This window comes from Streptomyces sp. Go-475 (assembly GCF_003330845.1).
GTDB lineage: Bacteria > Actinomycetota > Actinomycetes > Streptomycetales > Streptomycetaceae > Streptomyces.
This window is the reverse complement of the sequence record NZ_CP026121.1, coordinates 480,524-507,279: the sequence shown is the minus strand read 5'-3', so window position 1 is coordinate 507,279 and position 26,756 is coordinate 480,524. Positions and strand designations below refer to the sequence as shown.

General features: G+C 73.3%; 23 protein-coding genes and 1 pseudogene. 12 read left to right on the top strand and 12 right to left on the bottom strand.

The window, feature by feature from the left end:
* Positions 1–3: 3 nt before the first annotated feature.
* Positions 4–663: a 1,4-alpha-glucan branching protein gene (locus tag C1703_RS02350; RefSeq protein ID WP_114250301.1), complete on the top strand. Its 660-nt coding sequence runs from the start codon at positions 4–6 to the stop codon at positions 661–663.
* A gap of 45 nt (positions 664–708) precedes the next feature.
* Here C1703_RS02350 and C1703_RS02345 read toward each other — a convergent pair whose 3' ends face one another.
* The 7 genes and pseudogenes from C1703_RS02345 to C1703_RS02310 all read right to left on the bottom strand — a co-directional run bounded on the left by C1703_RS02345 (position 709) and on the right by C1703_RS02310 (position 8,040).
* On the bottom strand, positions 709–1,137 hold the full coding sequence (locus C1703_RS02345) for a hypothetical protein (protein WP_198678060.1): 429 nt from the start codon (positions 1,135–1,137) through the stop codon (positions 709–711).
* 68 nt (positions 1,138–1,205) lie between these two features.
* Positions 1,206–1,565: pseudogene (locus C1703_RS02340) on the bottom strand (sigma factor); the annotation flags it as partial.
* 74 nt (positions 1,566–1,639) lie between these two features.
* Positions 1,640–3,316 carry an NAD-dependent malic enzyme gene (locus tag C1703_RS02335; protein ID WP_198678398.1) on the bottom strand — a complete coding sequence of 559 codons (1,677 nt, stop codon included), beginning with the start codon at positions 3,314–3,316 and terminating at the stop codon, positions 1,640–1,642.
* 107 nt (positions 3,317–3,423) lie between these two features.
* Entirely contained in the window at positions 3,424–4,938 is a 1,515-nt protein-coding gene (locus C1703_RS39520) for an acylphosphatase (protein ID WP_232840382.1), read from the bottom strand.
* On the bottom strand, positions 4,935–5,672 hold the full coding sequence (gene hypB / locus C1703_RS02320) for a hydrogenase nickel incorporation protein HypB (RefSeq protein WP_114250300.1): 738 nt from the start codon (positions 5,670–5,672) through the stop codon (positions 4,935–4,937). Before hypB ends, C1703_RS39520 begins: the two co-directional genes overlap by 4 nt.
* Before the next feature lie 38 nt (positions 5,673–5,710).
* Positions 5,711–6,298: a hydrogenase maturation protease gene (locus C1703_RS02315; protein ID WP_114250299.1), complete on the bottom strand. Its 588-nt coding sequence runs from the start codon at positions 6,296–6,298 to the stop codon at positions 5,711–5,713.
* Entirely contained in the window at positions 6,295–8,040 is a 1,746-nt protein-coding gene (locus tag C1703_RS02310; RefSeq protein WP_114250298.1) for a hydrogenase maturation protein, read from the bottom strand. The genes C1703_RS02315 and C1703_RS02310 overlap by 4 nt, the downstream gene beginning before the upstream one ends.
* Before the next feature lie 226 nt (positions 8,041–8,266).
* Between C1703_RS02310 and C1703_RS02305 the strand changes: the two genes are divergently transcribed.
* A complete protein-coding gene (locus C1703_RS02305) occupies positions 8,267–9,025 on the top strand; it encodes an IclR family transcriptional regulator (protein ID WP_114250297.1) in 759 nt (252 codons plus the stop codon).
* Positions 9,026–9,128: 103 nt separating this feature from the next.
* Positions 9,129–10,349 (top strand): PP2C family protein-serine/threonine phosphatase, encoded by a 1,221-nt coding sequence (locus tag C1703_RS02300; RefSeq protein ID WP_114250296.1) that lies wholly within the window; start codon positions 9,129–9,131, stop codon positions 10,347–10,349.
* A 67-nt stretch (positions 10,350–10,416) separates the two neighbouring features.
* On the opposite strand, the gene paaK is transcribed toward C1703_RS02300, so the two are convergent.
* Complete coding sequence (paaK, locus tag C1703_RS02295) at positions 10,417–11,769, bottom strand: phenylacetate--CoA ligase PaaK (protein WP_114250295.1); 1,353 nt, start codon at positions 11,767–11,769, stop codon at positions 10,417–10,419.
* On the bottom strand, positions 11,766–12,155 hold the full coding sequence (gene paaI, locus C1703_RS02290) for a hydroxyphenylacetyl-CoA thioesterase PaaI (protein ID WP_114250294.1): 390 nt from the start codon (positions 12,153–12,155) through the stop codon (positions 11,766–11,768). The genes paaK and paaI overlap by 4 nt, the downstream gene beginning before the upstream one ends.
* A 196-nt stretch (positions 12,156–12,351) precedes the next feature.
* Between paaI and paaA the strand changes: the two genes are divergently transcribed.
* From paaA to paaE, 5 genes are read left to right on the top strand one after another with little or no spacing between them, the layout of a single operon-like run.
* The gene (gene paaA / locus C1703_RS02285; RefSeq protein ID WP_114250293.1) at positions 12,352–13,338 is read left to right on the top strand and encodes a 1,2-phenylacetyl-CoA epoxidase subunit PaaA; all 987 of its coding nucleotides are present in this window, start codon (positions 12,352–12,354) and stop codon (positions 13,336–13,338) included.
* On the top strand, positions 13,335–13,628 hold the full coding sequence (gene paaB, locus C1703_RS02280; protein WP_003988149.1) for a 1,2-phenylacetyl-CoA epoxidase subunit PaaB: 294 nt from the start codon (positions 13,335–13,337) through the stop codon (positions 13,626–13,628). Before paaA ends, paaB begins: the two co-directional genes overlap by 4 nt.
* Positions 13,629–13,638: 10 nt before the next feature.
* Positions 13,639–14,466 (top strand): 1,2-phenylacetyl-CoA epoxidase subunit PaaC, encoded by an 828-nt coding sequence (paaC, locus tag C1703_RS02275; protein ID WP_114250292.1) that lies wholly within the window; start codon positions 13,639–13,641, stop codon positions 14,464–14,466.
* A complete protein-coding gene (paaD, locus tag C1703_RS02270) occupies positions 14,460–14,975 on the top strand; it encodes a 1,2-phenylacetyl-CoA epoxidase subunit PaaD (RefSeq protein ID WP_114250291.1) in 516 nt (171 codons plus the stop codon). Before paaC ends, paaD begins: the two co-directional genes overlap by 7 nt.
* 11 nt (positions 14,976–14,986) lie before the next feature.
* Positions 14,987–16,090, top strand: coding sequence for a 1,2-phenylacetyl-CoA epoxidase subunit PaaE (gene paaE, locus C1703_RS02265; protein WP_114257246.1), 1,104 nt, complete (start codon positions 14,987–14,989; stop codon positions 16,088–16,090).
* 29 nt (positions 16,091–16,119) lie between these two features.
* On the opposite strand, the gene C1703_RS02260 is transcribed toward paaE, so the two are convergent.
* Positions 16,120–17,751, bottom strand: a complete 1,632-nt coding sequence (locus C1703_RS02260; protein WP_114250290.1) for a PucR family transcriptional regulator ligand-binding domain-containing protein — start codon at positions 17,749–17,751, stop codon at positions 16,120–16,122.
* A gap of 231 nt (positions 17,752–17,982) precedes the next feature.
* Between C1703_RS02260 and C1703_RS02255 the strand changes: the two genes are divergently transcribed.
* Genes C1703_RS02255 through C1703_RS02240 form a run of 4 tightly spaced genes read left to right on the top strand, consistent with a single transcriptional unit; the run spans position 17,983 to position 24,790 of the window.
* The gene (locus tag C1703_RS02255; RefSeq protein WP_114250289.1) at positions 17,983–19,251 is read left to right on the top strand and encodes an aminotransferase class III-fold pyridoxal phosphate-dependent enzyme; all 1,269 of its coding nucleotides are present in this window, start codon (positions 17,983–17,985) and stop codon (positions 19,249–19,251) included.
* Complete coding sequence (locus C1703_RS02250; protein ID WP_114250288.1) at positions 19,248–22,115, top strand: FAD-binding and (Fe-S)-binding domain-containing protein; 2,868 nt, start codon at positions 19,248–19,250, stop codon at positions 22,113–22,115. The genes C1703_RS02255 and C1703_RS02250 overlap by 4 nt, the downstream gene beginning before the upstream one ends.
* Positions 22,112–23,551 carry an NAD-dependent succinate-semialdehyde dehydrogenase gene (locus C1703_RS02245; protein ID WP_114250287.1) on the top strand — a complete coding sequence of 480 codons (1,440 nt, stop codon included), beginning with the start codon at positions 22,112–22,114 and terminating at the stop codon, positions 23,549–23,551. Before C1703_RS02250 ends, C1703_RS02245 begins: the two co-directional genes overlap by 4 nt.
* A 36-nt stretch (positions 23,552–23,587) precedes the next feature.
* Complete coding sequence (locus tag C1703_RS02240) at positions 23,588–24,790, top strand: aminotransferase class V-fold PLP-dependent enzyme (RefSeq protein WP_114250286.1); 1,203 nt, start codon at positions 23,588–23,590, stop codon at positions 24,788–24,790.
* Here C1703_RS02240 and C1703_RS02235 read toward each other — a convergent pair.
* Together C1703_RS02235 and C1703_RS02230 are read right to left on the bottom strand one after the other, a co-directional pair.
* Entirely contained in the window at positions 24,765–25,511 is a 747-nt protein-coding gene (locus C1703_RS02235) for an IclR family transcriptional regulator (protein ID WP_114250285.1), read from the bottom strand. The genes C1703_RS02240 and C1703_RS02235 overlap by 26 nt on opposite strands.
* A gap of 306 nt (positions 25,512–25,817) precedes the next feature.
* Complete coding sequence (locus tag C1703_RS02230; protein ID WP_114250284.1) at positions 25,818–26,564, bottom strand: IclR family transcriptional regulator; 747 nt, start codon at positions 26,562–26,564, stop codon at positions 25,818–25,820.
* Positions 26,565–26,756: the final 192 nt, after the last annotated feature.

Below are 26,756 nucleotides of genomic sequence, written 5' to 3'. Positions count from 1 at the left end.
GGCATGGCCGTCATCCACCGCACCACCCTCAAGCCGACCAAGCTGGAACTGCTCACCGCCTGGCTGCCCTCCCGCCCCTGGTACCGCGGTGGCCCGGCCGGACCGGCGCTGGCGAAGGCCGGCGGCTTCCGGCTGGACGACCCGCGGGGCGAGGTCGGGATCGAGTTCATGGTGGTCACCGACACCTCCGGCCCCCACCCGACCGCGTACCTGCTGCCGCTGACCTACCGCGGTGCCCCGCTCGACGGCGCCGAGCACGCCCTCGTCGGCACCGCGGAGCACGGCGTGCTGGGGCGGCGCTGGGCCTACGACGGCTGCCACGACCCCGTGCTGGTCGCCCAGTTGGCGGCTCTGATCGAGGGGCGGGCACAGGCCCAGGACCAGAACACCAGCGACGCCCCCGACCGGGAGGTCACCGCCTCCTTCACCGGTGACGGCCCCCTCTCCCCGGACGTCACCGTCACCGACGACCGGGAAGGCACCGGACTGACCACGCCGCACGGCACGACCTTCCGCCTGCAACGGGTCCTGCGGCCCGCACCGGACGACCGGCCGCTCCCCCCGCAGGGAGCGATCGGCCATGTCACCGGTTCCTGGCAGCTGCCGGACGGCACTCGCGCCCGGGGCCTGTTCGCCGTCCTGCAGACCGGTCCCCGGACCTAGCCCCGCCGCCTTCGGCTCACGGGGGCGGCGGTCACCGGTCCGGGGTCACCCGGTCGTGCCCAGTTCCAGGTCGTCCAGGACGGTCACCAGCCGGCGTCGGGCGTCGGTGGGCAGGCCGCGCAGGGGGAGTGGCAGGTTCGGCTCGGCGGCCAGGCCCAGCTGCGCCGCGGCCGCCGACATCACGCGCAGGCCGCCGTACCGGCGGAAGAGCTCCCACAGGGGCTCCAGCCGTGTCGAGCGGGTGACGGCCCCCTCGGCGTCACCGCTGAGGGCGGCACGGGTGAGGGCGAGCGCCGTGCGGGGGAACAGGCCCCCCAAGACCGAGTACCAGGTGTCGCACCCGGCGTTCAGCCCGGTGGCCGCCGCCCAGTCGCCGCTCACGCCCACGGCGACGGTCTCCGGGAGCAGCGCCCGCAACGCCGCGACGCGCCGCCGGGCGGCCGCCGGGTCACCGGGCACCGGCGGGAGCTTCACGGCCGCGACGTTCGGCAACCCGGCGATGCGGCCGTGCAGTTCGTCGGTGAAGTCGACGTGCGTGGTGGGACCAGCAGCACGGCCAGCTCCAGCGCCTCGCCGCGCTCCGCGCCGACCTGCGGATCGACGCCGGTGTCCACGGGCTCCGGCAGCCAGGGCCCCACGTAGGCCTCGCGGCGGACCCGCGCCGACCGGGCCACGTTGATCGCCAGCCGGGTGGTGGTCTTCGCCAGGAACGCCCCCGGGTCGAGGACCGCGGTCCGGTCGGCGCCCTGCCAGCGCACCCACACGTCCTGCACCACGTCCTCGGCCTCGGACACGCTGCCCAGGACGCGGTAGGCGATCCCGAACAGCCGCGGCCGCAGCCGCTCGAAGGCGTCCGCGGCCGCGTCCAGCGCGTCGTCGGTGAGGGGCTGGTGCTGGTCCATGCTGCCGATGCCTCCGCGGGTCGACCGTCCTGCCCCAGACAGTACGGCCCCGGATGGCGGGCACGCGGCGATGTTCAGTCCGCGTAGCGGGGCGTCCACTGCGCCTGCGCGACCGCCTTGCGCAGCTCCTCCTCCGTGGCCTGCGGGGCCACTCCGTCCTCGACGGCGGCGAGGGCCGCGGCCAGGGCGATCTCGCGAGCCGCCTCCCGCATGCCGGCCAGGGGCGGCAGCAGCGGTACGGGCCCGTCGTCGCCGTCCGCCGCGCGCACCGCGCACTGTGCGACGGCCCGGGCGGCGGCCACGAACATGCGGTCGGTGACGCTCGTGGCGCGGCTCGCGGTCACCGCGAGGCCCATGGCCGGGAAGACGTACACGTTGTTCGACTGCGCCACCGGCACCTGGCGCCCGTCCACCGTCAGCGGCGGGAAGGGCGAACCCGTGGCGATCAGCGCCCGCCCGTCGGTCCACCGGGTGAGGTCCGCGGGGTCCGCCTCGGAGTGGGAGGTGGGGTTGGAGAGCGGGAAAATGACGGGCCGTTCGCAGGTCGAGGCCATCTGCCGGACGATCTCCTCGGTGAACGCGCCATGAGCCGTCGACAGCCCGATGAGCGCCGTCGGCTCCACGCGGCGCACCACCTCGGCGAGGCCGGTGCCGTCCCAGCCGGCCACCTCGCTGTCGTCACGCGCGAACTTCCGCTGCTGGGGCGTCAGTTCGGTGCGGGAGCACACCAGGAGGCCGTCCACGTCGAGGATCCGGAACCGATCCGTGGCCTCGTCCTCCGGCAGCCCCTCGTCCATCATCGCCGTACGGATCATGTCGGCGACGCCGATGGCGGCCGACCCCGCGCCCAGGATCACCAGGCGCTGGTCGCGCAGCGGGGTGCCCGCCACGTCCGCGGCGGTCGACAGGGCGCCGAGCGTCACGGACGCCGTGCCCTGGATGTCGTCGTTGAAGGTGAGCAGCCGGTCCCGGTAGTGCTCCAGGATCGGATACGCGTGGGCGGTGGCGAAGTCCTCCCACTGCAGCAGCGTCCCCGGCAGCTCCGCCTCGACCGCCGACACGAACGCCTCGATCATCTCGTCGTACTCGGCGCCGGTCAGCCTGCGGGCGCGGCGGCCCAGGTAGCGCGGGTTGTCGAGCAGCTCCTCGTTGTCCGTGCCGACGTCGAGCAGGATCGGCAGCGTGCGGGCGGGGTGGATGCCGCCGATCGCCGTGTAGAGGCTGAGCTTGCCGATCGGGATGCCCATGCCGCCGACGCCCTGGTCGCCCAGGCCGAGGATGCGCTGCCCGTCGGTGACGACGATGACGTCCACGTCCTGGTCCGGGTGCGGGCGGTTGCGCAGGATGTCCCGGAAGCGGTGCCGGTCCTCCCAGGTCAGGAACAGACCCCGGGGCCGCCGGTAGATCTCGCTGAACCGCCGGCAGGCCTCACCCACCGTCGGGGTGTAGACGACGGGCAGCAGCTCCTCCAGGTGCTCGGTGACCAGACGGTAGAAGAGCACCTCGTTCGTGTCCTGCAGCTGCCGCAGGTAGATGTGCCGGTTCAGGGGCTTGTCGTAACCGCGGAACGCCTCGTAGGCCCGGGCGACCTGTTCGTCCAGGGTCTCGACGGCGGGCGGGAGGAGTCCGTCGAGACCGAGTGCCTCGCGTTCGCCGCGGCTGAAGGCGGTGCCCTTGTTGACCAGCGGGTCGGCCAGGGTCGTGACGGCGGGGCTCGTGGTGGGGCGGGGGAGGTTCATCGGCTGGTCCATGGGGTGACGTGTTCCCGCGAACGGCTGGATCTTGCGGTGAGCTGCGCCATCCACCGAAGGCCTTCTCCCCGCACGCCCCGTAGGGCTGGCCGCTGTCCTGGCGGCCCTCACCGCGCTGTCCCTCGCCGGTACGGCAGCCGCCCCGCACACCGCCGCCCGAGGCAGCCTCCCGGTCGACAACCCGAACAGCCCAGCGCCACTGCGCCGGAGGCGGCGACGGTGGATGACCGGTGTGAACGTGGTGGAAGGGATGCGCGTGCAGACCGGGACGAGGAGGCGCGATGGCGGAGGCCGTGGTCGAGACGGGCGCACGGAGCGCCGCCACACGGGGCGGTGCGGACCTGCCCGGTTTCGAGCAGTTCAGCGCCGTCGCCGACGCCGTCCTCTACGAGGGCTACCTCCTCTACCCCTACCGCCGATCCTCGGCCAAGAACCGCGTCCGTTGGCAGTTCGGCGTGCTGTTCCCCCGGGACTGGGTCGAGTCGGACGGCCCGGTCGTCCCCGGCGTCTCCGGCTCCGCCGACTCCTGGTACCAGCGGACCGAGTGCCTGCTGCGGATCCGGCGGCTCGACAGCGCCCGCGTACGCGTGCGGATCCGCTACCTCCAGATGCAGCGCAAGCAGGTGGAGGACACCGGCCAGCGCCCCGTCGAGTCGCTGCGCACCGACGACGGCACCGCGCACCTGACCTTCGACGAGGCCGTACCGCGCCAAGCCGGCATCGCCCTCCCCCTCGACGAGCTCCTGCGCGGCGCACGCACCGTCGCCGTGGGCGCCGCGGCCGGCGAGGACATCGAGCCGCTGCCCGGAGGCGCCGGGCGGGTGGTGCGGCGACGCGAAGAGGTACGGCTTGCCGCCGCGCGCCTTGCGGGTGCGCAGCGTCTCGACGGCCCGCGCGTCGGTGGCGTCACACGCCAGGTGGTAGCCGCCGAGGCCCTTGACGGCGACGATCCGCCCGGCGGCCAGCAGCGCCCGCGCCGCCGCGAGGGCGTCGGCGTCCCGCGCCGGGCGGACCCCGCTGCCGGCGGCGGGCACCACACACAGCCGGGGACCGCAGTCGGGGCAGGCCACGGGCTGGGCGTGGAAGCGCCGGTCGAGGGGGTCGCCGTACTCCCGTGCGCACTCGGCGCACATCGGGAAGCCGGCCATGGTCGTCACCGCCCGGTCGTACGGCATGCCGGTGGCGATGGTGAAGCGGGGCCCGCAGTGGGTGCAGGTGACGAACGGGTGCCGGTGCCGGCGGTCGGCCGGATCGGCCAGCTCGCGCAGGCAGTCGCCGCAGGCCGCGGTGTCGGGCGGGAGGTGGGTGCGGCCCGGGGATTGGTCCGTGGAGCGGATGCTGAAGGTGCCGTCGGCGCCCGTGACGGGCAGGTCCTCGACCCCGACACCGGTGACGGTCGCCAGCGGCGGTGGCTCCGCGGCCAGCCGGTCGCAGAAGTCGGCGACGCCCTCCGGCGGGCCCTCCACCTCGATGAGGACACCGCTCGCGGTGTTGCTCACGAAGCCCGCGAGGGCGAGATCGGTGGCCAGGCGGTGCACGAAGGGGCGGAAGCCCACGCCCTGCACGGTGCCGCGCACGGTGACGCGGCGGCGCACCGCCTGGGCGACCGCCGGCGCGGTCACGGTACGAGGCCGGCTTCGGCGTCCTCATGGGCGTGCGTGTGCGGGCGGGGCGCCAGCGGAGGCCGGTGCGCCGGCGCCCCGCCCCGTACGGCGAGAACCCGCTCCAGCAGGGCGTCCACGCCGACCCCGGTGCGCGCGCAGGACCGCAGCACCTCCACCCCGGGGTTGACCCGCTGCACGTGGGCGTCGAAGGCGGCCTCGTCGAACCCGGCCGGCCCCGCCAGATCCGTCTTGGTCAGCACCACCAGATGGGCGGACCCGAAGGCCGTGGGGTACTTGAGCGGCTTGTCCTCGCCCTCCGTCACCGCCATGAGGACGATCCGCAGGCTCTCGCCGAGGTCGTAGGAGGCCGGGCACACGAGGTTGCCGACGTTCTCCACGAACAGCAGCGAGGTTCCCTCGGGCAGCCAGCCCTCCACGTGCCCGCGCAGCTGCCGCGCCTCCAGGTGGCACAGCCCGTCGGTCAGCAGCTGCTTCACCGGGGCCCCGGAACGGGCCAGCCGGTCGGCGTCGTTCTCGGTCGCCAGGTCGGCGGCGAGCGCGGCCACCGGAAGGCCCCGCTCCACCGCCCGGGCCAGCACCCGGCCGAGCAGTTCCGTCTTGCCGCTGCCCGGGCTGGACAGCAGGTTGACCACGCTCACCGCCCGCCGGGCCAGTTCCTCGCGCAGGCCCGCCGCCAGACCGTCGTTCCTCGCCAGGACGGCCCGGGTGACCTCGTCCACGGAATCGCACATGGGCGCCGCTCCTCGCGGTCGGTAGGGAAATCGTTCCGCTACCGATCCTCGGCGCCCCCGCTCACCGATCCCCGCAGCCCGGCCGGGGACAGGGCGGCGGATTCGTCCGGGCGGCTCAACGGGGGCCTGGCCCCCGGGTCGGCGAGCAGCACCGGGACCATGGTGTGCAGCGCCGCGACGGCCCGATCGACCGCCTCGCGCACGGTCGCGCTGACGCCCGGGGCGATGTCCTCGTCGGCGGGTGCCCGCAGCTCGGGTTCGCAGGCGAGGACCAGGACGCGGGGGAGCGGCTCGTCGCCCAGGTGGGCGGCGAGGGCGAGGACCTTCGCGGGGTCCATGCCGTGCGCCTCGGGAGGAGCGGCCGTCGCGGGATCACCGGGCAGGTCCGGCTCGATCAGCGACAGGGTGCCCGGCGCGTGTCCCCGGACGGACGCGTCGACCAGGACGGCCGTGTCGTAGCCGTCGAGCAGTTCGTACGCCAGGTCCATGCCGCGGATGCCGAAGTCCCGCACCCGTACCTCGGGCGGCAGGGGGTGCCGCTCCAGGGCGCGGATCACTTCGGGGCCGAAGGCGTCGTCCGCGAGGAAGATGTTGCCGACGCCCGCCACGAGCAGCCGCGCGCTCACCGCGCACCCTCCCGGACCAGCGGCCGGGCGGAGCCGTGCGGGAGCTTGCGGACGAACGCGGAGCGCAGCGCGTGGTACGGGGCCTGCGGGTCGAAGAAGACGGCGCGCATACGGGCGAGTTCGGTGCGCCGGTACTCCGCAAGGGGCCGCTGGAGTTCGTCCGCGTGCCGTGCCGTGGCCTTGGTGGTGATCCGGCGGGCGAGGTCAGGGTCGGCGGCCACCTCGGCGGCCAGGCGCTCGACCTCCGTGGCGAACTCCGCGGCGGGCACCGGCACCAGACGGTCCACCAGCCCGGTCCGCTCGGCACTCGCCGCGCTCAACGGCAGCGCCTCGCTCGTCAGCCGCTCCGCCGCCTCGGCTCCGACGCGGCGCGGCAGCGAGTACGTCCAGTACTCCGAGCCGTACAGGCCCAGGTTCCGGTAGTGCGGGTTGAGGACGCTGCCCGTGCGGCACCACACCTCGTCGGCGGCCAGGGCGAGCATCACGCCGCCGGCCGCCGCGTTGCCGCCGACGGCCGCCACCACCACCCGGTCGGTGGTGCGCAGCACGGCCTCGACCAGGTCGTTCATGGCGACGAGGTTGGACCAGGACTCCTCCGCCGGGTCGTCCGCGGCCTCGATGACGTTGAGGTGGATGCCGTTGGAGAAGAAGTCGCGGGCACCGCCCAGCACCAGCACCGAGGTGCGGCGGGTGAGCGCGTACCGGTAGGCGGCGAGCAGCCTGCGGCAGTGGACGGTGCTCATCGCCCCGCCCGGGAACGAGAACGACAGGAAGCCGACGTCCCCCCGCTGCCGGTAGCGGATGTCCGTCCAGGTGGTGCGCTCCGGGGGCAGTTCGAGCGGGACGGCGATCTCCGGCAGCCAGTACGGGCGGCCGTTCGAACCCGGCATGCCCGGGCCGCTGCCGGGCGGTGCCGGGAAGCCGGCGAGCACCGAGGCGGCCGGGCGGCGGAACGGCGCCGGGTCGCCGGAGGTCTTGCGGGGGCGCAGCTCCGGGATCCACACCGCGCCGTCCCGGGTGGCCCGGCAGACCGCGCCGGACCGGGTCGCGAGCAGTTCACCGGGCCGTCCGCGCAGCCGGTCCTCCGGGTGCCCGCCGTGCAGGAACACCTCCCGGCCGCAGAGCTCGTCCAGGACGCCCGGTTGCGAATCGGCGCCGCGGAGCTTGCGCAGCACCGTCGCGGTGTCGTCGTGCTCCCAGTCGATCCGCCGCTGCTCCTGGCGGAAGTAGTCCCGCCACGTCACACGGATCCCCGGATCGCTCTGCGGGCGCGGCTTGAAGGACCCCTCGGCGAACCGCCGCACGGCGAGCAGGACGGCGGCCGTGGCCGCGTCGGACACCTCGTTGCGGTACAGGTCGCTCTTGCCGGCCGGCGGCACCGGGAACGTCCCGTCAGCCCAGATGTCGCCCGCGTCCATCGCCGCCTCGGCCTGGAGCACCGTCACGCCCCACTCGGACGCCTCCTCGGCGATCGCCCAGTCCAGGGCGGACGGGCCGCGGTCGCCGGGCGGCCCCGGGTGCACGATCAGGCAGGTGTGCTCCCGCCACACGTCCTCCGGCAGGGCCGACTTCAGCATCGGGGCGACGATCAGCTCCGGTCCCACCTCGCGTACGGCGCCGCGGACCGCGTCGGCGCCGTGCGAGGCGAGGACGACGTCCACCCGGTGCCCCTGGTCCGACAGTTCGGCGTACACGCGCTGGGACAGGCTGTTGAACGCGCTGGCGACGAGCAAGATGTCCATGACATGGCATGGTCGCCGGTGACGGGAGGGCCGAGAAGGACCACGGCGGCGTTTCGCGGCCCACGTCCGCTTCCGGCCTACTCTCCGGACGCCGCGATCAGCGGGACGCCCGTGGCCACCGGGGTGCCGGAGTCCGGAGTGCCGAAGTCCGGAGTCCGGAGTGCCGGAGTCCGGGGCGCCGCCGGTCTGCCTTGCCCGCGCCGTGCGCCTGACGCACGCTGGTCGTATGGGTGCGCGAGACGGCCCTACGCTCATCACCTCCGTCCAGCGGGCGATGCGGCTGCTGGAGGCGGTGAGCGCGCACGAGAACGGCGCGCCGGCGAAGCAGCTGGCGCGGGAGACGGGCCTGCCCCTGGCCACCGCCTACCACCTGCTGCGGACCCTGACCCACGACGGGTACGTGCGGAAACTGGACGACGGCGGGTTCATCCTCGGCGACAAGCTGCAGACACTGCGGACCACGGGCCGCGCGCAGGCACTGCTCAGCCGTGTCCGGCCCACGCTCGCCGCCCTGCGGGACGAACTCGCGACGGCGGCCTACCTCACCTTCTACGAGGACGGCGAGATCCGGGTCGCCGAGATCGTCGACGGCCCCGGAACGCCCCGCGTCGACCTCTGGGTCGGCTTCGAGGACGCGGGGCACGCCACCGCACTGGGCAAGACCGTGCTGCGCGAACTGGACGAGGAAGACCGCAAGGACTACCTCTCCCGCCACCACCTCGCCGACCTCACCCCGCGGACGATCACCAGCCTGCCCGAACTGCTCCGGCGGCTGGAGACCCCGCCCCTCGCCCCGGCCGTCACGGACCTGGAGGAGTACACCCTGGGCACCGTCTGCGTCGCCGTCCCGGTCTACAGCGGCGACACGCTCGGCTCCCTCGGCGTCTCCCTGCCGGCGAACCGGCTCTCCCGGCTGCCGGAGATCCGGGAGCGGCTGCTCCCGACCGCGAGCCGCGTGACCCGGAGCCTCTCGCTCACTATCTGAAAATCCTCTCCTTGCCCGTGTCCGACCTCACCCCGTTTTCTGGATGAAACAGGCATTTCAGTAGTGCGCGTCCGGCGCGCAGGTGAGGACTGCGGAAGCGAACATGAGCCAAGCCCGAGACCGTGGTGGCGACCACCGGCCTGGAGGGCCGTCCGGCAATCGAGCGTTCGGCACCAGGGCTTCGGCCCGCGGGCGCGCCGTGGCGCGGCTGACGGCGGGCGCGCCCGTCCTGCCACTCCTGCCCGTCCTGGTCGTCTCCGCCGTGGTGCTCGCCGACCTCGCCGACGGAGCGGGGATGATCTGGCTGCCCCTGCTCGCGGCCGGACCCGCCCTGGCGGCCACGACCAACGGGCCGCGCGGAGTCCTCTGCGTCGGCGGCCTCACCGTGGCGCTCGGCGCGACCCTCGGCACCCACGACGGCGTGCCCGGCCGTGAAGTGGCCGCCCTGCTGGCCGCCCTGGTGGCCGTCACCCTCGCAAGCGGCCTGGCCGGTGTCCTGCGCGGGCGCCGTGAACGAGTGCTCGCCGCCGTCCGCTCGGTCGCCGAGACCGCCCAGCACGCCCTGCTCAGGCCCGTGCCGGCGACCGTCGGACCGTTCCAGGCGGCCGTCCGCTACAGCGCCGCCGCGGCCGAGGCCCGGATCGGCGGAGACCTCTACGCCCTGATCCCCACCCCGCACGGGGTGCGGCTGATCGTCGGCGACGTGCGCGGCAAGGGGCTGCCCGCCGTGGGGACCGCCGCGCTGGTGCTGGGCGTCTTCCGCGAGGCGGCCCACGACGAGCCCGATCTCCTCGCCGTGGTCGACCGGATCGAGCGGAGCCTGGCGCGCAACCTCGGCCACGACGACTTCGTCACCGCCATCGTCGCCGGATACCCGCGGGCCGGGCACCTGGAGGTGGTGAACTGCGGGCACACGCCCCCGCTGCTCGTGGACGCCTCCGGGAGCGTGACGGCGGTGGAGCCCGCGCATCCCGCCCCGCCCCTCGGACTGCGCGCCCTCACCGGGCACGCGCCGCGCCTCCAGGCGCTTCCCTTCGCCGACGGCGACCAGCTGCTGCTCTACACCGACGGGGTCACCGAGGCCCGCGACGGCGGCCGCGCCTTCTACCCGCTCGCCGAAGGCCTGGAGCGGCACGTCTCCCACGAGCCGGGCCGGACCCTCGACGCCCTGCACGACGAACTGCTGGCCCACGTGGGCGGCCGGCTGCACGACGACGCGGCCCTGCTCCTGATCCGCAAGCCGGCCGCCCACGAGGCGGAACGTCCCCGGGCGGCCGCACCCGGCCCCCTCGTCGCCGCGTCGGAGGCGAGGTGCCGCTTGTGAGAGCCGGGTGGCGCACCGGCTACGGCGAGACGCGCGTGACGCGTTCACCGCGGCCGTGCGCGAGCAGTCACTCCGGGCGCAGGTCCTTGACCCGGCGGAGCTTGCCCAGTGAGCGCTCCAGGGTCTCCGGTTCGACGATCGACACGTCGGCGGTGATGCCGATGCCGTCCTTGACGGCCTTCGCGATCGCCGCGGCAGCGGTTTCCCGCTGCTCGGGGCCGGTGCCGGGGCGGGTCTCGACGCGGACCGTCATGTGGTCCAGACGGCCGCGCCGGGACAGCTCGATCTGGAAGTGCGGGGCGACGCCCGGGGTGCGCAGCACGATCTCCTCGATCTGGCTCGGGAAGACGTTCACCCCGCGCAGGATGATCATGTCGTCGCAGCGGCCGGTGATCTTCTGGATGCGACGGAACGCGGGCCGGGCCGTGCCGGGCAGCAGCCGGGTCAGGTCGCGGGTGCGGTACCGGACGACCGGCAGGGCCTCTTTGGTGAGGGACGTGAAGACCAGCTCGCCCTCCTCGCCCTCGGGCAGCACCTCGCCCGTGATCGGGTCGACGACCTCGGGGTAGAAGTGGTCCTCCCACACGTGCAGCCCGTCCTTGGTCTCCACGCACTCCTGTGCAACGCCCGGGCCGATCACCTCCGACAGGCCGTATATGTCGACGGCGTGGAGGTCCGTCCGTTCCTCGATCTCGCGGCGCATCTCCTCCGTCCACGGTTCGGCCCCGAAGATGCCCACGCGCAGGCCGCTCGTGCGCGGGTCGACGCCCTGCCGCTCGAACTCGTCGAGCAGGGTGAGCATGTAGGACGGGGTGACCATGATGATCTCGGGCCGGAAGTCCTGGATGATCTGCACCTGCCGGGCCGTCATGCCGCCCGAGGCGGGGATCACCGTGCACCCGGCACGCTCGGCGCCGTAGTGCGCGCCGAGGCCGCCGGTGAACAGCCCGTACCCGTAGGAGATGTGCACCTTGTGCCCCGGGCGTCCGCCGGCGGCGCGGATCGAGCGGGCCACCAGGTCGGCCCACATCGACAGGTCGTTCTCCGTGTAGCCGACGACCGTGGGCCGGCCGGTGGTGCCGCTGGAGGCGTGGACCCGGCGCACCTGGTCCATGGGGACGGCGAACATGCCGAAGGGGTAGGTGTCCCTGAGGTCGGCCTTCGTCGTGAAGGGGAAGCGGGCCAGGTCCTCCAGGGAGCGGCAGTCGTCGGGCGTGACCCCGGCCGCGTCGAACTTCGCCCGGTACGTCTCCACGTTGTCGTAGGCGTGCCGCAGGCTCCGGCGCAGTCGGTCGAGCTGGAGCGCGCGCAGCCGCTCGCGCGTCAGGCGCTCGCCGTCGTCCAGCAGCTCGTGGGGGAGGGGCTCGCCCCGCCGCCCGGTCCCGCCCGTGACCCGGGGGGCCGTCGCCTCGCTCGTCATCCCGACTCCTCCGACCTCGTGCTCCTGATGCTTCGGCTGCGGCCCCGGACCTCCGCTATCACCTCGTCGTCCCGCAGCACGGTCACGTCGTAGAGGCCGCTGCGGCCGTACCGGGTGCGCTCCTCGGCCCGTGCCACGAGGACGTCGCCCTCGTGCGCCGGTGTCACGAAGGTGATGTCGGCGCCGGCCGCGACGGTCACCGGGCCGTGGCTGTTGCAGGCGCACGCGAAGGCGGTGTCGGCGAGCAGGAAGACGTAGCCGCCGTGGGCGATCCCGTGCCCGTTCACCATCGCCGGGGTCACCGTCATCCGCAGCACGGCGGTCCCTTCACCCTGCTCCAGCAGCTCGATCCCGAGCCCGCGGGAGGCCCGGTCCGCGGCGAACATCGCCCGGGCGGCCGTCGCGCCGGCGGCATGGCTCACTTCTCGCACCCCCTTGTGACCCGACCGAACATTCGGTTAGCTTCGGCGTCGCCAAGTAACCAAGTCGCCAGGGTGCCTGTCAAGGGGCCGGGGGCTTACCAAGGCGCGCCGGGTTGTCATACCATGGACCGAACGAATGGTCGGTTGGGAAGTGGGACGGATGGACACGACACACTCCAGCCCCCCGGGGGCGGACGGCACCGAGCCGGTTCTCCAGCGGCACTTCGACGCGACGATCGCGCGGGACCAGCGGATCGAGCCCCGTGACTGGATGCCGGAGGGCTACCGGAAGACACTGATCCGCCAGATCGCGCAGCACGCGCACTCGGAGATCATCGGCATGCAGCCGGAGGGCGAGTGGATCACCCGCGCGCCGTCGCTGCGCCGCAAGGCCATTCTGTTCGCGAAGGTCCAGGACGAGGCGGGACACGGGCTGTACCTGTACTCGGCGGCGGAGACGCTGGGCGCCGACCGCGCCGAGCTGACCGAGCGGCTCATCGAGGGCCGCCAGAAGTACTCCTCGATCTTCAACTACCCGACGCTGAGCTTCGCCGACGTCGGCGTGATCGGCTGGTTCGTCGACGGCGCCGCGATCTGCAACCAGGTGCCGCTGTGCCGGTCCTCGTACGGGCCGTACGCGCGCGCCATGGTGCGGATCTGCAAGGAGGAGTCCTTCCACCAGCGGCAGGGCTACGAACTGCTGATGACGATGATGCGCGGCACCCCGGAGCAGCGCGAGATGGTGCAGGACGCCGTGAACCGCTGGTGGTGGCCCTCCCTGATGATGTTCGGCCCGCCCGACGACGCCTCGCCCAACTCCGCGCAGTCCATGGCCTGGAAGATCAAGCGGCACAGCAACGACGAACTGCGCCAGCGCTTCGTCGACATGACCGTCCCGCAGGCCGAGAAGCTCGGCGTGACGCTCCCCGACCCGGAGCTGCGCTGGAACGAGGAGCGGGGCCACCACGATTTCGGCACGCCCGACTGGGACGAGCTGATGCGGGTCATCAAGGGCGACGGCCCGTGCAACGCCCAGCGGATGGAGCGGCGCCGCAGCGCCCACGAGGAGGGCGCCTGGGTGCGCGAGGCGGCCACCGCCCACGCGGCCAAGCAGGCGTCCCGGACGCGGAAGGGAGCGGTGGCATGACCGCCGAGAAGCAGAACTGGCCGCTGTACGAGGTGTTCGTACGGGGCAAGCGCGGCCTGAACCACGTCCACGTGGGCTCGCTGCACGCCGCCGACGACCGGATGGCCCTCACCCACGCCCGCGACCTGTACACGCGGCGCAACGAGGGCGTGAGCATCTGGGTCGTCCGCTCCGAGCACATCGCCGCCTCCACCCGCGACGAGAAGGACCCCTTCTTCGCGCCCAGCGCCGACAAGGTCTACCGCCACCCGACCTTCTACGACATCCCCGACGACGTCCCGCACATCTGAAGGAGAGGGCATGAGTGACGACCACGTCTACCTGACCCTCGCCGAGGGGCACGAGGACGACACCCGCTGGGCCTACGGCACCGGCTTCGAGGACCCGCTGCACGGCGTCGACACCACCGTGCCGGGCGGCGTCGACGCCGGTGAACTGGCCGACCTCTGCGTCACGTTGGCCGACGACGCCCTGATCTCGGCCCAGCGGCTCGCCGAGTGGACCACCCGCGCCCCCGAGCTGGAGGAGGAGGTGGCGCTGGCCAACATCGGGCTCGACCTGCTCGGCCAGGCCCGCCTGCTCTACTCCCGCGCCGGCCAGGTCGACGGCACCGGCCGCGACGAGGACGCCTTCGCCTACTTCCGCGACGCGGGCGACTTCCGCAACGTACGCCTGGCCGAACTGCCCAACGGCGACTTCGCGTTCTCGATCGTCCGGCTGCTGGTGCTCTCCAGCTGGCGCCTCGCGCACTTCGAGCGGCTCACCGCCCACCGCGACCCGGTGCTCGCCGCGATCGCCGCCAAGGGCGTGAAGGAGCTGGCGTACCACCGGCAGTACGCGGCCGAGTGGGCCGTGCGCCTGGGCGACGGCACCGACGAGTCGCACCGCCGGATGCGCCGGGCACAGGAGCAGGTGGCGCCCTACCTGGGCGAGCTGTTCACGGCGTACGACGTCCGCGACGAGGTCGTCGCCGTCCTGCGGCAGGTCACCGAGGCCGCCGGACTGCCCATGCCCGTCTTCCGCCCGCTGCCCGGCTCGGGCCGCGCCGGGGAACACACCGAGCATCTCGCCCCGCTGCTGGCCGAGCTGCAGGGCGTGGCCCGCGCCCACCCGGAGGCGGCATGGTGACGACAGTGCTGGACGCGCGGCAGGCCCGGCGGATCGCCGAGCAGGTGCCCGACCCCGAGCTGCCCATGCTGACCCTGGCCGACCTGGGCGTGCTGCGCGAGGTGTCGCTCACCGAGGACGGCACGGTCGTCGCGAGCCTGACCCCCACCTACTCGGGCTGCCCGGCCATGGCGGAGATGCGCGCCGGCGTGGCCGCCCGGCTGCGCGACGCCGGGTACGCGCGCGTGGAGATCCGCACCGTCCTCGACCCGCCCTGGACCAGCGACTGGATCACGGCGGAGGGCCGCCGCAAGCTCGCCGAGCACGGCATCGCCCCGCCCGGGGACGCGCCCGCCCGCGCCGCCGGACCGGTGCCGCTCGTGCTGTCACCGACCCGCCGCTCGGTGCCCTGCCCCCGCTGCGGCCACCCCGACACCGAGGAGACCTCCCGCTTCGGCGCCACGTCCTGCAAGGCCCTGTGGCGCTGCCTCGCCTGCCGCGAGCCCTTCGAGTACGTCAAGGAGATCTGATGGAGGACCTGATGGAGCCGGCCCCCGCCCCGGCGGCACGCGCGCGTGCCCGCCGCCGTCCGGTCTTCCACGCCCTGCGGGTCGCCGCCGTGCAGCCCCTGTGCGAGGACGCGGTGGCCGTCAGCTTCGACATCCCCGCCGAACTCGCCGAGGAGTTCGCCTTCGCGCCCGGCCAGTCGCTCACCCTGCGGCGCGAGATCGACGGCCGCGACGAGCGCCGCTCCTACTCCATCTGCTCACCCGCCGGCACGGCACCCCGCATCGGCGTGCGCGTGGTGCCCGGCGGCCTCTTCTCCTCCTGGCTCGTGCACGAGGTCCGCCCCGGCGACACCGTCGAGGTGATGGCCCCCACCGGCGCCTTCACCCCCGACCTCACCACCCCCGGCCACCACGTCCTCGTCGCGGCCGGCTCCGGCATCACGCCCATGGTCTCCATCGCCGAGTCCGTCCTCGCCGCCGACCCCCGCTCGACGGTCACCCTCCTCTACGGCAACCGCCGCACGGGCACGGTGATGTTCGCCGACGAACTGGCCGACCTGAAGGACCTCTACCCGACGCGCTTCCAGCTCGCCCACGTCCTGTCCCGCGAGCCCCGCGAGGCCGAGGTGCTCTCCGGCCGCCTCGACGCCGAGCGGCTGTCCGCGCTCGTCGACGCGCTGGTCGACGTGGAGTCCGCCGACCACTGGTGGCTGTGCGGCCCGCACGGCATGGTCCGCGCCGCCCAGCAGGTCCTGGCCGGCCTCGGCGTGCCCCCCGACCGCGTCCACCAGGAGCTGTTCTACGCCGACGACGAGCCCGTCCGCGAGGTCCGGCACACCGAGACCGGCCCCACCGGCCCGGTCAGCCAGGTCACCGTCACCCTCGACGGCCGCTCCACCACCTCCGCCCTGCCCCGCGAGCGGACCATCCTCGAAGGCGCCCAGCAGACCCGCCCGGACCTGCCGTTCGCCTGCAAGGGCGGCGTCTGCGGCACCTGCCGCGCCCTGGTCACAGACGGCAAGGCCGACATGCGCCGCAACTTCGCCCTCGAACCGGCAGAGGTCGACGCGGGCTACGTCCTCACGTGCCAGTCGTTCCCCGTGTCGGAGGCGCTGACGGTGGACTTCGACACCTGACCGGAGGGCCCACCAAAGGTCCCTGCCGGTCAGTCGCCCCGCAGCACGCGCAACGCCGTGAGGGCCACGTGGAGTTCGGTGCGGCGCTCGCCGGACTCCAGGTCGGTGTCCAGGAGGCGTTCGATCGTGCGCAGCCGCTGGTACATGGTCTCCCTGGACAGCCCGCCGCGGCGGGCCGCGGTGGTCTTGTTGCCGGCGGCGTCCAGGTAGTGGCCCAGGGTCGTCAGCAACTCGGTGCCGTGCCGGGTGTCGTGGTCGATGAGCCGGCCGAGGCGGCGCTCGGTGTAGTCCTGGATCCGGGTGTCCTCGCGCAGGGCGTACAGCAGACGGCGCAGGTCGATGTCCGGCAGTTCGTGGAAGGAGCGGTCGGCGGGCAGGGGCTGGCCGGGCGGGGTGGCCTCCAGGACCCGGGCCGCCTCCCGGAAGGAACGGGCCGCGTCGGCGAGGTCGGCCACCTCGGAGCCGGCGCCGACGGTCGCTGCCGGAGCCAGGGCCAGCACGGCGCGGCTCAGGCGTTCGGCCACGGGACGCCAGGACTGGGCGGGCCGCAGGGCCAGCAGGATGCCGAGGCGGCCGGGGGAGAGTTCGCCGACGAGCGCCGGCACCCCCGCCGAGGCCAGCTCCTGGTGCAGCCGCGTCTCCGGCTCGCCGCCCTCGCCGCCCGGCCCCAGCTCCGCGAGGACCGCCAGGAAGACACCGCCCTCCGTCGGCAGGCCCAGCGCGGCGCAGCGGGCCCGGGCGTCCTCGGGGGAGTGGTGGCGCTGTCCCGCCAGGTCCCGCAGGGCGTTGCGGTGGGCCGTGTGCTCCCACGGCGTGGCGTGGATGAGACGGGCGACCGTCAGCGCCATCGCCGTCCTCTCCAGGACGGTGCGGTGCTCCGGCCCGAAGGGCTGCCCCTCGGCGGGCAGCATCGCCAGCCGGCCCCAGCGTTCGCCCTGGTAGGACACGGGTGCGGTGAGCCAGCCCTCCGGTCCGCCCACCTCCGTGCGGTCGCCGGGCTCGGTGGCCCGGGAGCGCCGCTCCCAGCCGGTGAGGGCGTCCCGCACCGTGCTTCCCGACGGCTCGCAGATCAGCGCCTGGTGCATCAGGTTCTCCAGGACGACCGTACGGCCGCTCATCTCCGCCGCAGCGCGCACCACGTCCTCCGGTCCCGCGCCGCGCAGGGTCAGGGCGGTGAACGCCTCGTGGATCCGCTGGGTCCGGCGCATCGCCTCGGCCTGGCTGCCGAGGATGAGCGCGTGGACGACCTGGGTGACCTCCAGGAAGTTGACGTCCCGGGCGAGCGTCACCAGGGGCAGGCCCCGGGCGCGGCACGCCCGGACGAGGGCGTCGGGCGGGCGGTGGTAGCGCCGCACCAGTTCGATGACCAGGGCGGCCGCCCCCACCTCGGTCAGCTCGTCCACGTACCGGCGAACCCCCGCGGCGTCCTCGGGCAGGGGCATGCCGGTGGTCAGGACCAGCTCGCCGCCCTTGAGGAAGGAGGCCGGGTCGGTCAGCTCGGTGATGTGCACCCAGCGCACCGGCCGGTCCAGCTGCCTCAGCCCGGTGACGACCTGGGGCTGCCCGGCGGCCAGGACGGGCAGCGCCAGGACGTCGGCGACGGTGGGCGCGCGACCGGCCGGGGCGGAGTCCCGGCCGGCCGTCGGGGGGTGTTCGTTCACGATGTCTCCATGGGGGAGTGCCCGGTCACTCTGACAAGCGGCACTGACCTGCGCAAGAGCTGTCCACGCGAGGGGCGAGTGGTGCCCGAGGGGTCCGGCGGTTGACACAACGTCCGAACAACGCGTTCCGGCTGGACAGATCACGCGTTGTCGCCCTTCGCGGCGGCCTGGATGCTCGGTGACCGGAGAAGAGCCACGCAACCAGACCTCGACGTACGGCCGGGAGCCCACATGACCGCACTGTCGCCGCACCTTCGCCAGGCCACGCCCGTCGTGGCGGCCCGGGGCGAAGGCGTCCACCTCTACGGTGAGGACGGCCGCCGCTACCTCGACTTCACCGCCGGCATCGGCGTCACCAGCACCGGGCACTGCCACCCCAGGGTCGTGGCGGCGGCGCAGGAGCAGGTCGGCACGCTGGTGCACGGCCAGTACACGACCGTCATGCACCAGCCGCTGCGCCGCCTCGTCGAGAAGCTCGGCGAGGTGCTGCCCGCCGGCCTGGACAGCCTGTTCTTCACCAACTCCGGCAGCGAGGCCGTCGAGGCGGCGCTGCGCCTGGCCCGCCAGGCCACCGGCCGCCCCAACGTCATCGTCTGCCACGGCGGCTTCCACGGCCGTACCGTCGCCGCCGCCTCCATGACGACCTCCGGCATCCGCTTCCGGTCCGGCTTCTCCCCGCTGATGAGCGGCGTCGTCGTCACCCCGTTCCCGACGGCCTTCCGCTACGGCTGGGACGAGGAGACCGCGACCCGCTTCGCCCTCAAGGAGCTGGACTACACCCTCCAGACGATCTCCTCGCCCGCCGACACCGCCGCGATCATCGTCGAGCCGGTGCTCGGCGAGGGCGGCTACGTGCCCGCGAACCGCGCCTTCATGGAGGGGCTGCGCGAGCGGGCGGACCGGCACGGCTTCCTGCTGATCCTCGACGAGGTGCAGACCGGCGTCGGCCGCACGGGCCGCTTCTGGGGCCACGACCACTTCGGCGTCACCCCGGACATCCTCGTCACCGCCAAGGGCCTGGCCAGCGGCTTCCCCCTCTCCGGCATCGCCGCCTCCGAGGAACTGATGAGCAAGGCCTGGCCCGGCTCGCAGGGCGGCACGTACGGCGCCAACGCCGTCGCCTGCGCCGCCGCCTGCGCGACCCTGGACGTCGTCCGCGACGAGAAGCTCGTCGACAACGCCGAGGCGATGGGCAAGCGGCTGCGCCAGGGCCTGGAAGCCGTCGCCGACCGGACCCCGGGCATCGGCGACGTCCGCGGCCTCGGCCTCATGCTCGCCACCGAGTTCGTCACCGAGGACGGCAGCCCCGACCCCGAGACCGCCGCCCGCGTGCAGCGCGCCGCCGTCGACGAAGGCCTGCTCCTGCTGCTCTGCGGCGCCTGGAACCAGGTCGTCCGGATGATCCCGGCGCTCGTGATCGACGAGACGGCCGTGGACGAGGGCCTCCAGGCCTGGGCCAACGCGGTCGAGGCCGGCACGTCGGGGGCGTCTGACCGATGACCACCGCCACCCGCGACCTGGCGGGTCTGACGGCCCGCATCGTCGAGATCGCGCCCGGTCTGCGGGTGGAGACCGGCCCGGGAGCGACGGGCCCCTACGCCTACGACGCCTCCAACTACCGTGTCCCGCCGCAGGCCGTGGTCTTCCCGCGTACCGCGGACGATGTGGTGGCGGTGGTGCGGGCCTGCCGGGAGACGGGCATCCCGGTCACGGCCCGGGGTGGTGGCACGAGCATGGCCGGCAACGCGGTCGGGCCGGGGGTGGTGCTGGATTTCTCCCGGTACATGAACCGGATCCTGGACATGGACGTGGAGGCCCGTACGGCGCGGGTCGAGGCCGGTGTCGTCCTGGACGCGCTGCGCGGCGCGACCGCGTTGCACGGGCTGGATTTCGGGCCGGATCCGTCCTCGCACAGCCGCTGCACCCTCGGCGGCATGATCGGCAACGACGCGTGCGGCAACCGGTCGGTGCGCGACGGGCGGACCAGCGGCCACGTCGAGGCCCTGGAGATCGTGACGGCGGACGGTGTGCGGGCCGTGGCCGACCACACGGGGCTGCATCCGGTGGACCCTGGTGACGGCGAGGTCATCGCGCGCCTGGAATCCGACCTCAGGCGGTTGGTCGAGGACAATCTGGCGCCGATCCGTACCGAGCTGGGCCGGATCCCTCGTCAGGTGTCGGGTTTCCAGTTGCAGCACCTGCTGCCGGAGAACGGCTTCGATGTGGCTCGTGCTCTGGTGGGCACGGAGGGCTCCTGTGCGGTCGTCACCGCCGCGACGGTCCGCCTGGTGGCGGCCGCACAGGCATCCGCGCTGCTGACGCTGGGCTACGAGGACGTGGTCGAGGCGGCCGAGGACGTGCCGGAGATCCTGCGCTTCTCGCCCAGCGCGGTGGAGGGCATGGACGAGGCGATCGTGGCCACCATGCGTGCCCGCCGCGGCCCGGACTCCGTCACCGGGCTGCCCGAGGGGCGGGCCTGGCTGTATGTCGAGCTGGAAGGCGACGACCCGGCAGTGGTCAACGCTCGGGCCGCTGAGCTGCTGGATGTGCTCAAGGCGAGGGGGCGGATGACGGGCGGCCGGGTCGTGGAGAGCCCGGCGGAGCGGCGTGCGCTGTGGCGGGTGCGTGAGGACGGGGCCGGGCTGGCCGCCCGGCTCGTGGACGGCGGCGAGTCCTGGCCCGGCTGGGAGGACGCGGCCGTCGCCCCGGAGCACCTGGCCGCCTACCTGCGCGACTTCCGCAAGCTGCTGGCCACGCACCAGCTGACCGGTGTGCTGTACGGGCACTTCGGCGCCGGCTGCGTCCACGTGCGCATCGACTTCGACCCGGCGACGGAGGCGGGGCGGGCGGTCATGCGCCGGTTCCTCACCGAAGCCGCCGCCCTGGTCGTCGGGCACGGCGGCACGCTGTCGGGCGAGCACGGTGACGGACGCGCCCGCAGCGAACTGCTCCAGGTGATGTACAGCCACCGCATGATCGGCCTGTTCGCCGCATTCAAACAGGTTTTTGACCCCGAGGGGCTGCTCAACCCGGGCGTGATCGTCGACCCCGCGCCCTTGGACGCCGACCTCGCGCTGCGTGAACTGCCAGTGTTGGACACGGCGTTCGGCTTCCCGCACGACGAGGACGGTTTCGCCGGCTCCGTACGCCGCTGCGTCGGTGTGGGGCGGTGCCGCAGTGACGCGGGCGGGGTGATGTGCCCCAGCTACCGGGCCACGGGCGAGGAGAACGCCTCCACCCGCGGCCGGGCCCGCATGCTCCAGGAGATGGTCCGCGGCGAGACGATCAAGGACGCCTGGCGCTCGACCGAAGTGCGCGATGCCCTCGATCTGTGCCTGTCGTGCAAGGCCTGCTCCAGCGACTGCCCGGTCGGCGTCGACATGGCCACCTACAAGGCGGAGTTCCTCCACCAGCACTACAAGGGCCGCCTGCGCCCCCGTTCCCACTACTCACTGGGCTGGCTGCCCAAAACCTCCGCCCTGGCCGGATACGCCGCCCGGCCGGTCAACGCCCTGCTGCGCGGGCCGCTCGGCAAACTCCTGGCCCGCCTGGGCGGCGTCACGACCAAGCGGCGAATCCCCGCCTTCGCCTCCCGCCGCGCCCTGCGCAGGATCCTGCGCGCGGCCCAGGCCCCCGGGCCCGCGAAGGCCGTGCTGTTCGTGGACAGCTTCACCCGCGCCTTCCGACCCGAGATCGCGGGAGCCGCGAGCCGGGTGCTGGCCGACGCCGGTATCCCCTGCGCGCCGCAGGAGGGACTGTGCTGTGGGCTGACCTGGGTCAGCACCGGCCAGCTGAACGTCGCCCGCAAGATCATGGCCCGCACGGTCGCCGCGCTCGACGACGGTGACGACCGGCCGATCATCGTGGCCGAGCCGAGCTGTGCGGCAGCGTTGAAACGTGACGTCCCCGAACTGCTCGGCACCGAGGCCGCCCAGCGCGTGGCGAGCCGCGTCCAGACTTTCACCGCGGCCCTCACGGATCTCGCCGATCAGGACTGGAGCCCGCCACCGCTGCCCGAGAACGTCGTCCTCCAGACTCACTGCCACGAGTACGCCACCTTCAAGGGCCGCCGCCCCGCCGACCTGCTGCGCCGGCTCGGCGTGCGCGAGGTGGACGAGGCCGAGGGCTGCTGCGGACTCGCCGGGAACTTCGGCTTCGAGGCCGAGCACTACGAAACGTCGATGGCCGTCGCCGATCTGGCCCTCAAACCCCGCATCGACCACCTCGACGGACGCCCCGTCGTCGCCGACGGCTTCAGCTGCGCCACCCAGATCGACCACCTCGCCGGAGACCGGGACATCCGCGCCCTGCACCTCGCGGAACTCCTCGACCCCGCCGCCGACCACACAGGAGAGACACCATGACCGAGGTACTGACCCAGCTGTTCATCGGTGGAGCCTGGGTGGACGCCGCGGACGGCGCCACCATGCCCGTCGACGACCCCGCGACCGGCGAGATCCTCTGCCACGTCGCCGACGCGGGCCCCAAGGACGCCCGGCTCGCCGAGGAGGCCGCCGTCCAGGCCCAGGCCGACTGGGCGCGTACCGCGCCCCGGGCCCGCAGCGAGATCCTGCGCCGCGCCCACGAGCTCATCCTCGAGCGCGCCGACCAACTCGCCCACCTGATGACGTCCGAGATGGGCAAGCCGCTCGCCGAGGCCAGGGGAGAGGTGGCGTACGCCGCCGAGTTCTTCCGCTGGTTCTCCGAGGAGGCCGTCCGCATCGACGGCGGCTGCGGCACCCTTCCCGACGGCCGCAACCGCATGCTGCTCTCCCGCCGGCCGGTCGGCCCCTGCCTGCTCATCACGCCGTGGAACTTCCCCCTGGCCATGGGCACCCGCAAGATCGGCCCGGCGATCGCCGCGGGCTGCACGATGGTGCTCAAGCCGGCCCCGCAGACTCCGCTGTCCAGCCTCGCGCTGGCCGGGATCCTGAAGGAGGCCGGTCTGCCGGACGGCGTGCTGAACGTCGTCACCACCTCCCGCGCCGGAGAGGTCTGCGAGCCGCTGCTGCGCGGCGGCCGGATCCGCAAGCTGTCCTTCACCGGCTCCACGGCCGTCGGACGGCTGCTGCTGGCCCAGTGCGCGGACACGGTCGTCCGCACGTCGATGGAGCTGGGCGGCAACGCGCCGTTCATCGTCTTCGACGACGCCGACCTGGACGTGGCCGTGGACGGCGCGATGGTCGCCAAGATGCGCAACATGGGCGAGGCCTGCACCGCCGCCAACCGCTTCTTCGTGCACCGGTCGGTGGCCGAGGAGTTCGGGCGGCGGCTGGCCGAGCGCATGGGCGCGCTGGTCGTCGGCCCGGGCACCCGGGACGGCGTCGACGTCGGCCCGCTCATCGACGCCGCCGGACGCGCCAAGGTCGCGGAGCTCGTCGCGGACGCGGTGGAGCGCGGCGCGCGCGTGCTCGTCGGCGGACGTACGCCCGAGGGGCCCGGCTGCTTCTACCCGCCGACCGTGCTCGCCGACGTCGACCCGGGCAGCCGCCTGATGGACACCGAGATCTTCGGCCCGGTCGCGGCGATCCTCACCTTCGACGACGAGGACGAGGTCCTGCGCCGCGCCAACGACACGCCCTGGGGTCTGGTCGGTTACGTCTTCACCCAGGGGCTGGACCGGGGACTGCGCGTCAGCGAAGGTCTGGAGGTGGGCATGGTGGGCCTGAACACCGGCCTCGTCTCCAACCCGGCCGCACCCTTCGGCGGCGTCAAGCAGTCCGGTCTCGGCCGCGAGGGCGGGCGGGTCGGGATCGACGAGTTCCTGGAGTACCAGTACGTCGCGGTGCCGGTGCGGTGACGGCGCCCCCGAACCACACCATCGGAGCAGAACACCATGGCGAGACCTGACCCCGGCGGTGACGTCGACTGGGAGCGCGTCCGCGCGGCCTACCCGGAGCAGCGCCCCCTGCTGAACCTGAACAACGCGGCCGTCAGCCCGCCGCCGCTGGTCGTCGAGCAGGCCACGATCGACGCCTACCGGCTGGTCAACCGGAACCCCGACCGCAACATGTGGAGCAACCTCGACCTGGCGCTCCCCGAGGCCAAGGCGGAACTCGCCGGGCTGATCGACTGCGACCCGGGCGAGATCGCGCTCAACCGGAACTCCACCGAGGGCCTGTGCACGGCGATCTTCGGCATCCCGCTGGCCGCCGGCGAGCAGGTCGTGGTCTCGCCCTGGGACTACCCGAGCGTGCGTGCCGCCTGGTTCCAGCGGCAGGAACGCGAGGGCATCGAGGTCGTCACCGCCGACTACGACCTCATGGACGGCGACGACGAGATCGTCGAGGCGTACGCGGCGGTCATGACATCGCGCACCCGTGTCCTGCAGATCACCCACATGTCCCACTGGACGGGGCGCGTCGTGCCGGCGAAGCGGCTGTGCCGTCTGGCGAAGGACAACGGGACGCTCACCGTGGTGGACGGCGCCCAGACCTTCGCCCAACTGCCGGTGAGCTTCCGTGACCTGGACTGCGACTTCTTCGTCACCAGTCTGCACAAGTGGATGGGCGCGCCGGTCGGCAACGGCATGCTGGTCGTCCGGGAGGGAGTCATCGACCGTACGTGGCCCCTGCTGGCGCCCTTCGATCCGCCGCCCTTGCGCGTCGACAAGTTCGACCACTGGAACCTCGGCACGTACAACTCGGCCCTTCAGGCGGGCATCCTGCCGGCGGCGCGCTTCCACCGTGAGATCGGGGCCGCGGCGGTCCACGCGCGCGTGCGGGAGCTGACCCGGTACTGGGTGGAACGGGCCCGGGGCATTCCCGGGTTCCGGCTGCACACGCCGCTGGACACCGACACCCTGGGCGCGGTGAGCCTGTTCTCGATCGACGGCCTGGACGCCAGGGCCGTGGAGCAGGAGCTCCGGGACGGCCACCAGATCCATGTGAAGTACCGCGAAGTCCGGCACCTCAGCGGGATGCGCGTATCGCCCCACGTCTACCTGCGGGAGAGCGAGCTCGACCGCTTCGTGGAGGCCCTCGCGGAGGTGGTGGAGAAGCAGCGTGCCGCAGCTAGGCGCCCAGGCGGCGGTGGGTGATCTCGGCAGCCGTGTCGGTCACCAGGCGGCCGTACTCGGGCAGCCGGGTTGCGTCGTAGCGTGAGTCGGGCATCGACACGGCCACCGACGCGAGCGGTGTGCCGTCCTCGTCCAGGACGGGCGCGGCGATCGCGCAGACGTCGGGACGGTACTGATTGCGGTTGAGGGCGTAGCCGTCGGTGCGCACCCGCCGCAGCTCGGCGCGCAGTTCGACCGGATCGACCGGCGTCGCGTCGCTGTAGCGCTCCAGCCTGTGCGCGACGAGTTCGTCCACGTCGGCGGGCGGCAGATGGGCCAGGATCGCGCGCCCGGTGGCGGTGGCGTGCAGGGGAGAGGTCTCGCCGATCGCGTAGTACGTCCGCACCGCGTGCGCGCAGTCCACCCGGTCGACGACGACCATGCACTGCAACGCGTCCGGCACCGACAGGTGGATCGTCTCGTTCAGCGCGTCCCGCAGCCTGATCATGGGCTCCCTCGCCGCCGCGAACAGGCTCGATCCCTGAAGCGCCGCCGGCCGCACGGCGAGCACCCGCGCGCCGATCTCCCAGCGGGTGGTGTCCTGGCGGTTGGCCCGCAGCCATCCCGCCTCGTTCAGGCTGACCAGCGTGCGCTGCACCGTCGACTTGGGCAGGCCGAAGAGCTTCGTCAACTCGCCCACCGTCACGGGCTGATGGTGGGCGACCGCCTCCAGGATGCGCAGCGACCTGGTCACGCTCTTCATTTCCATCGGGGCCCCGTCAGTTGTCGTTCGTCGGTCTCAGCTCTTGACTCCCTCCCGGAGCCGAGTGCATGATCGTGCCGGATTCTAGCATGGCGTGCCGCTATTCGGCACGCGTACGGGATCCGGTGTGCCCCGCGGTGATGCACGGTGGCAGCGCCCTGACCGCGCCTGCCCGCGCGGGGCAGCCCCTGCGCCCGGCCCTCCCCCGGCCGGGCGCAGGGCGCCGGCTGTCGTCCGAAGATGAGAAAAGGGCCGGCCCCCGCGCCGCTGCGCGGGGGCCGGCCCTGCCCGGTGCCGGGTACTCGTTCAGGCGCCCAGGCGGCGTCCCGTGATCTCGGCGGCGGTGTCGGCGACCAGACGGCCCCACTCGGGCAGCCGGTCCGCGTCGTAGCGCGAGTCGGGCATGGAGATGGCCACGGTGGCCAGGGGGGTGCCGTCCTCGTCGAGGACGGGTGCGGCGATCGCGCAGACGTCCGGCCGGTACTGGTTGCGGTTGACCGCGTAGCCGTCGGCGCGGATCCGGTCCAGCTCGGCGCGCAGCTCGTCGGGGTCGGCGGGCGTCGTGTCGGTGTAGCGCTCCAGCCCCTGTGCGATGAGCTCCTCCACGTCCTGCCGGGGCAGATGCGCCAGGATCGCGCGCCCGGTCGCGGTGGCGTGCAGGGGTGAGGTGTCGCCGACGGTGTGGAACGTCCGTACGGCGTGCGAGCAGTCCACGCGGTCCACCACGACCATGCACTGCAGCGCGTCCGGCACCGACAGGTGGATCGTCTCGTTCACCGCGTCCCGGAGGCGGATCATGGGCTCCCGGGCCGCGGCGAACAGGCTCGATCCCTGCAGGGCAGCCGGACGGACGGCCAGGACGCGGGCGCCGATCTCCCAGCGGGTGGTGTCCTTGCGGCTGGCCCGCAGCCAGCCGGCCTCGGCCAGCGTGACCAGGGTGCGCTGCACGGTCGACTTCGGCAGGCCGAAGAGCTTCGTCAGTTCCCCGACGGTCACCGGCTGATGCTGGGCCACCGCCTCCAGGATGCGCAGCGACCTGGTGACGCTCTTCATTTCCATCCGGTTTCCCCCTGTTAATCCTCGGAATCCCTGGCGGACACCTCTTGACTCCCCTCGGAGCCGCTGTCATTCTCTGTGCCAGATACTAGCACAGCATTCCACAATGTGGCACGGCTCGCCTGAAGGTCCCGAGGACACAGCCGGAACTCCGAGACAGGGCGTTCGTGAGCCGAGGTCCCCCGTAGG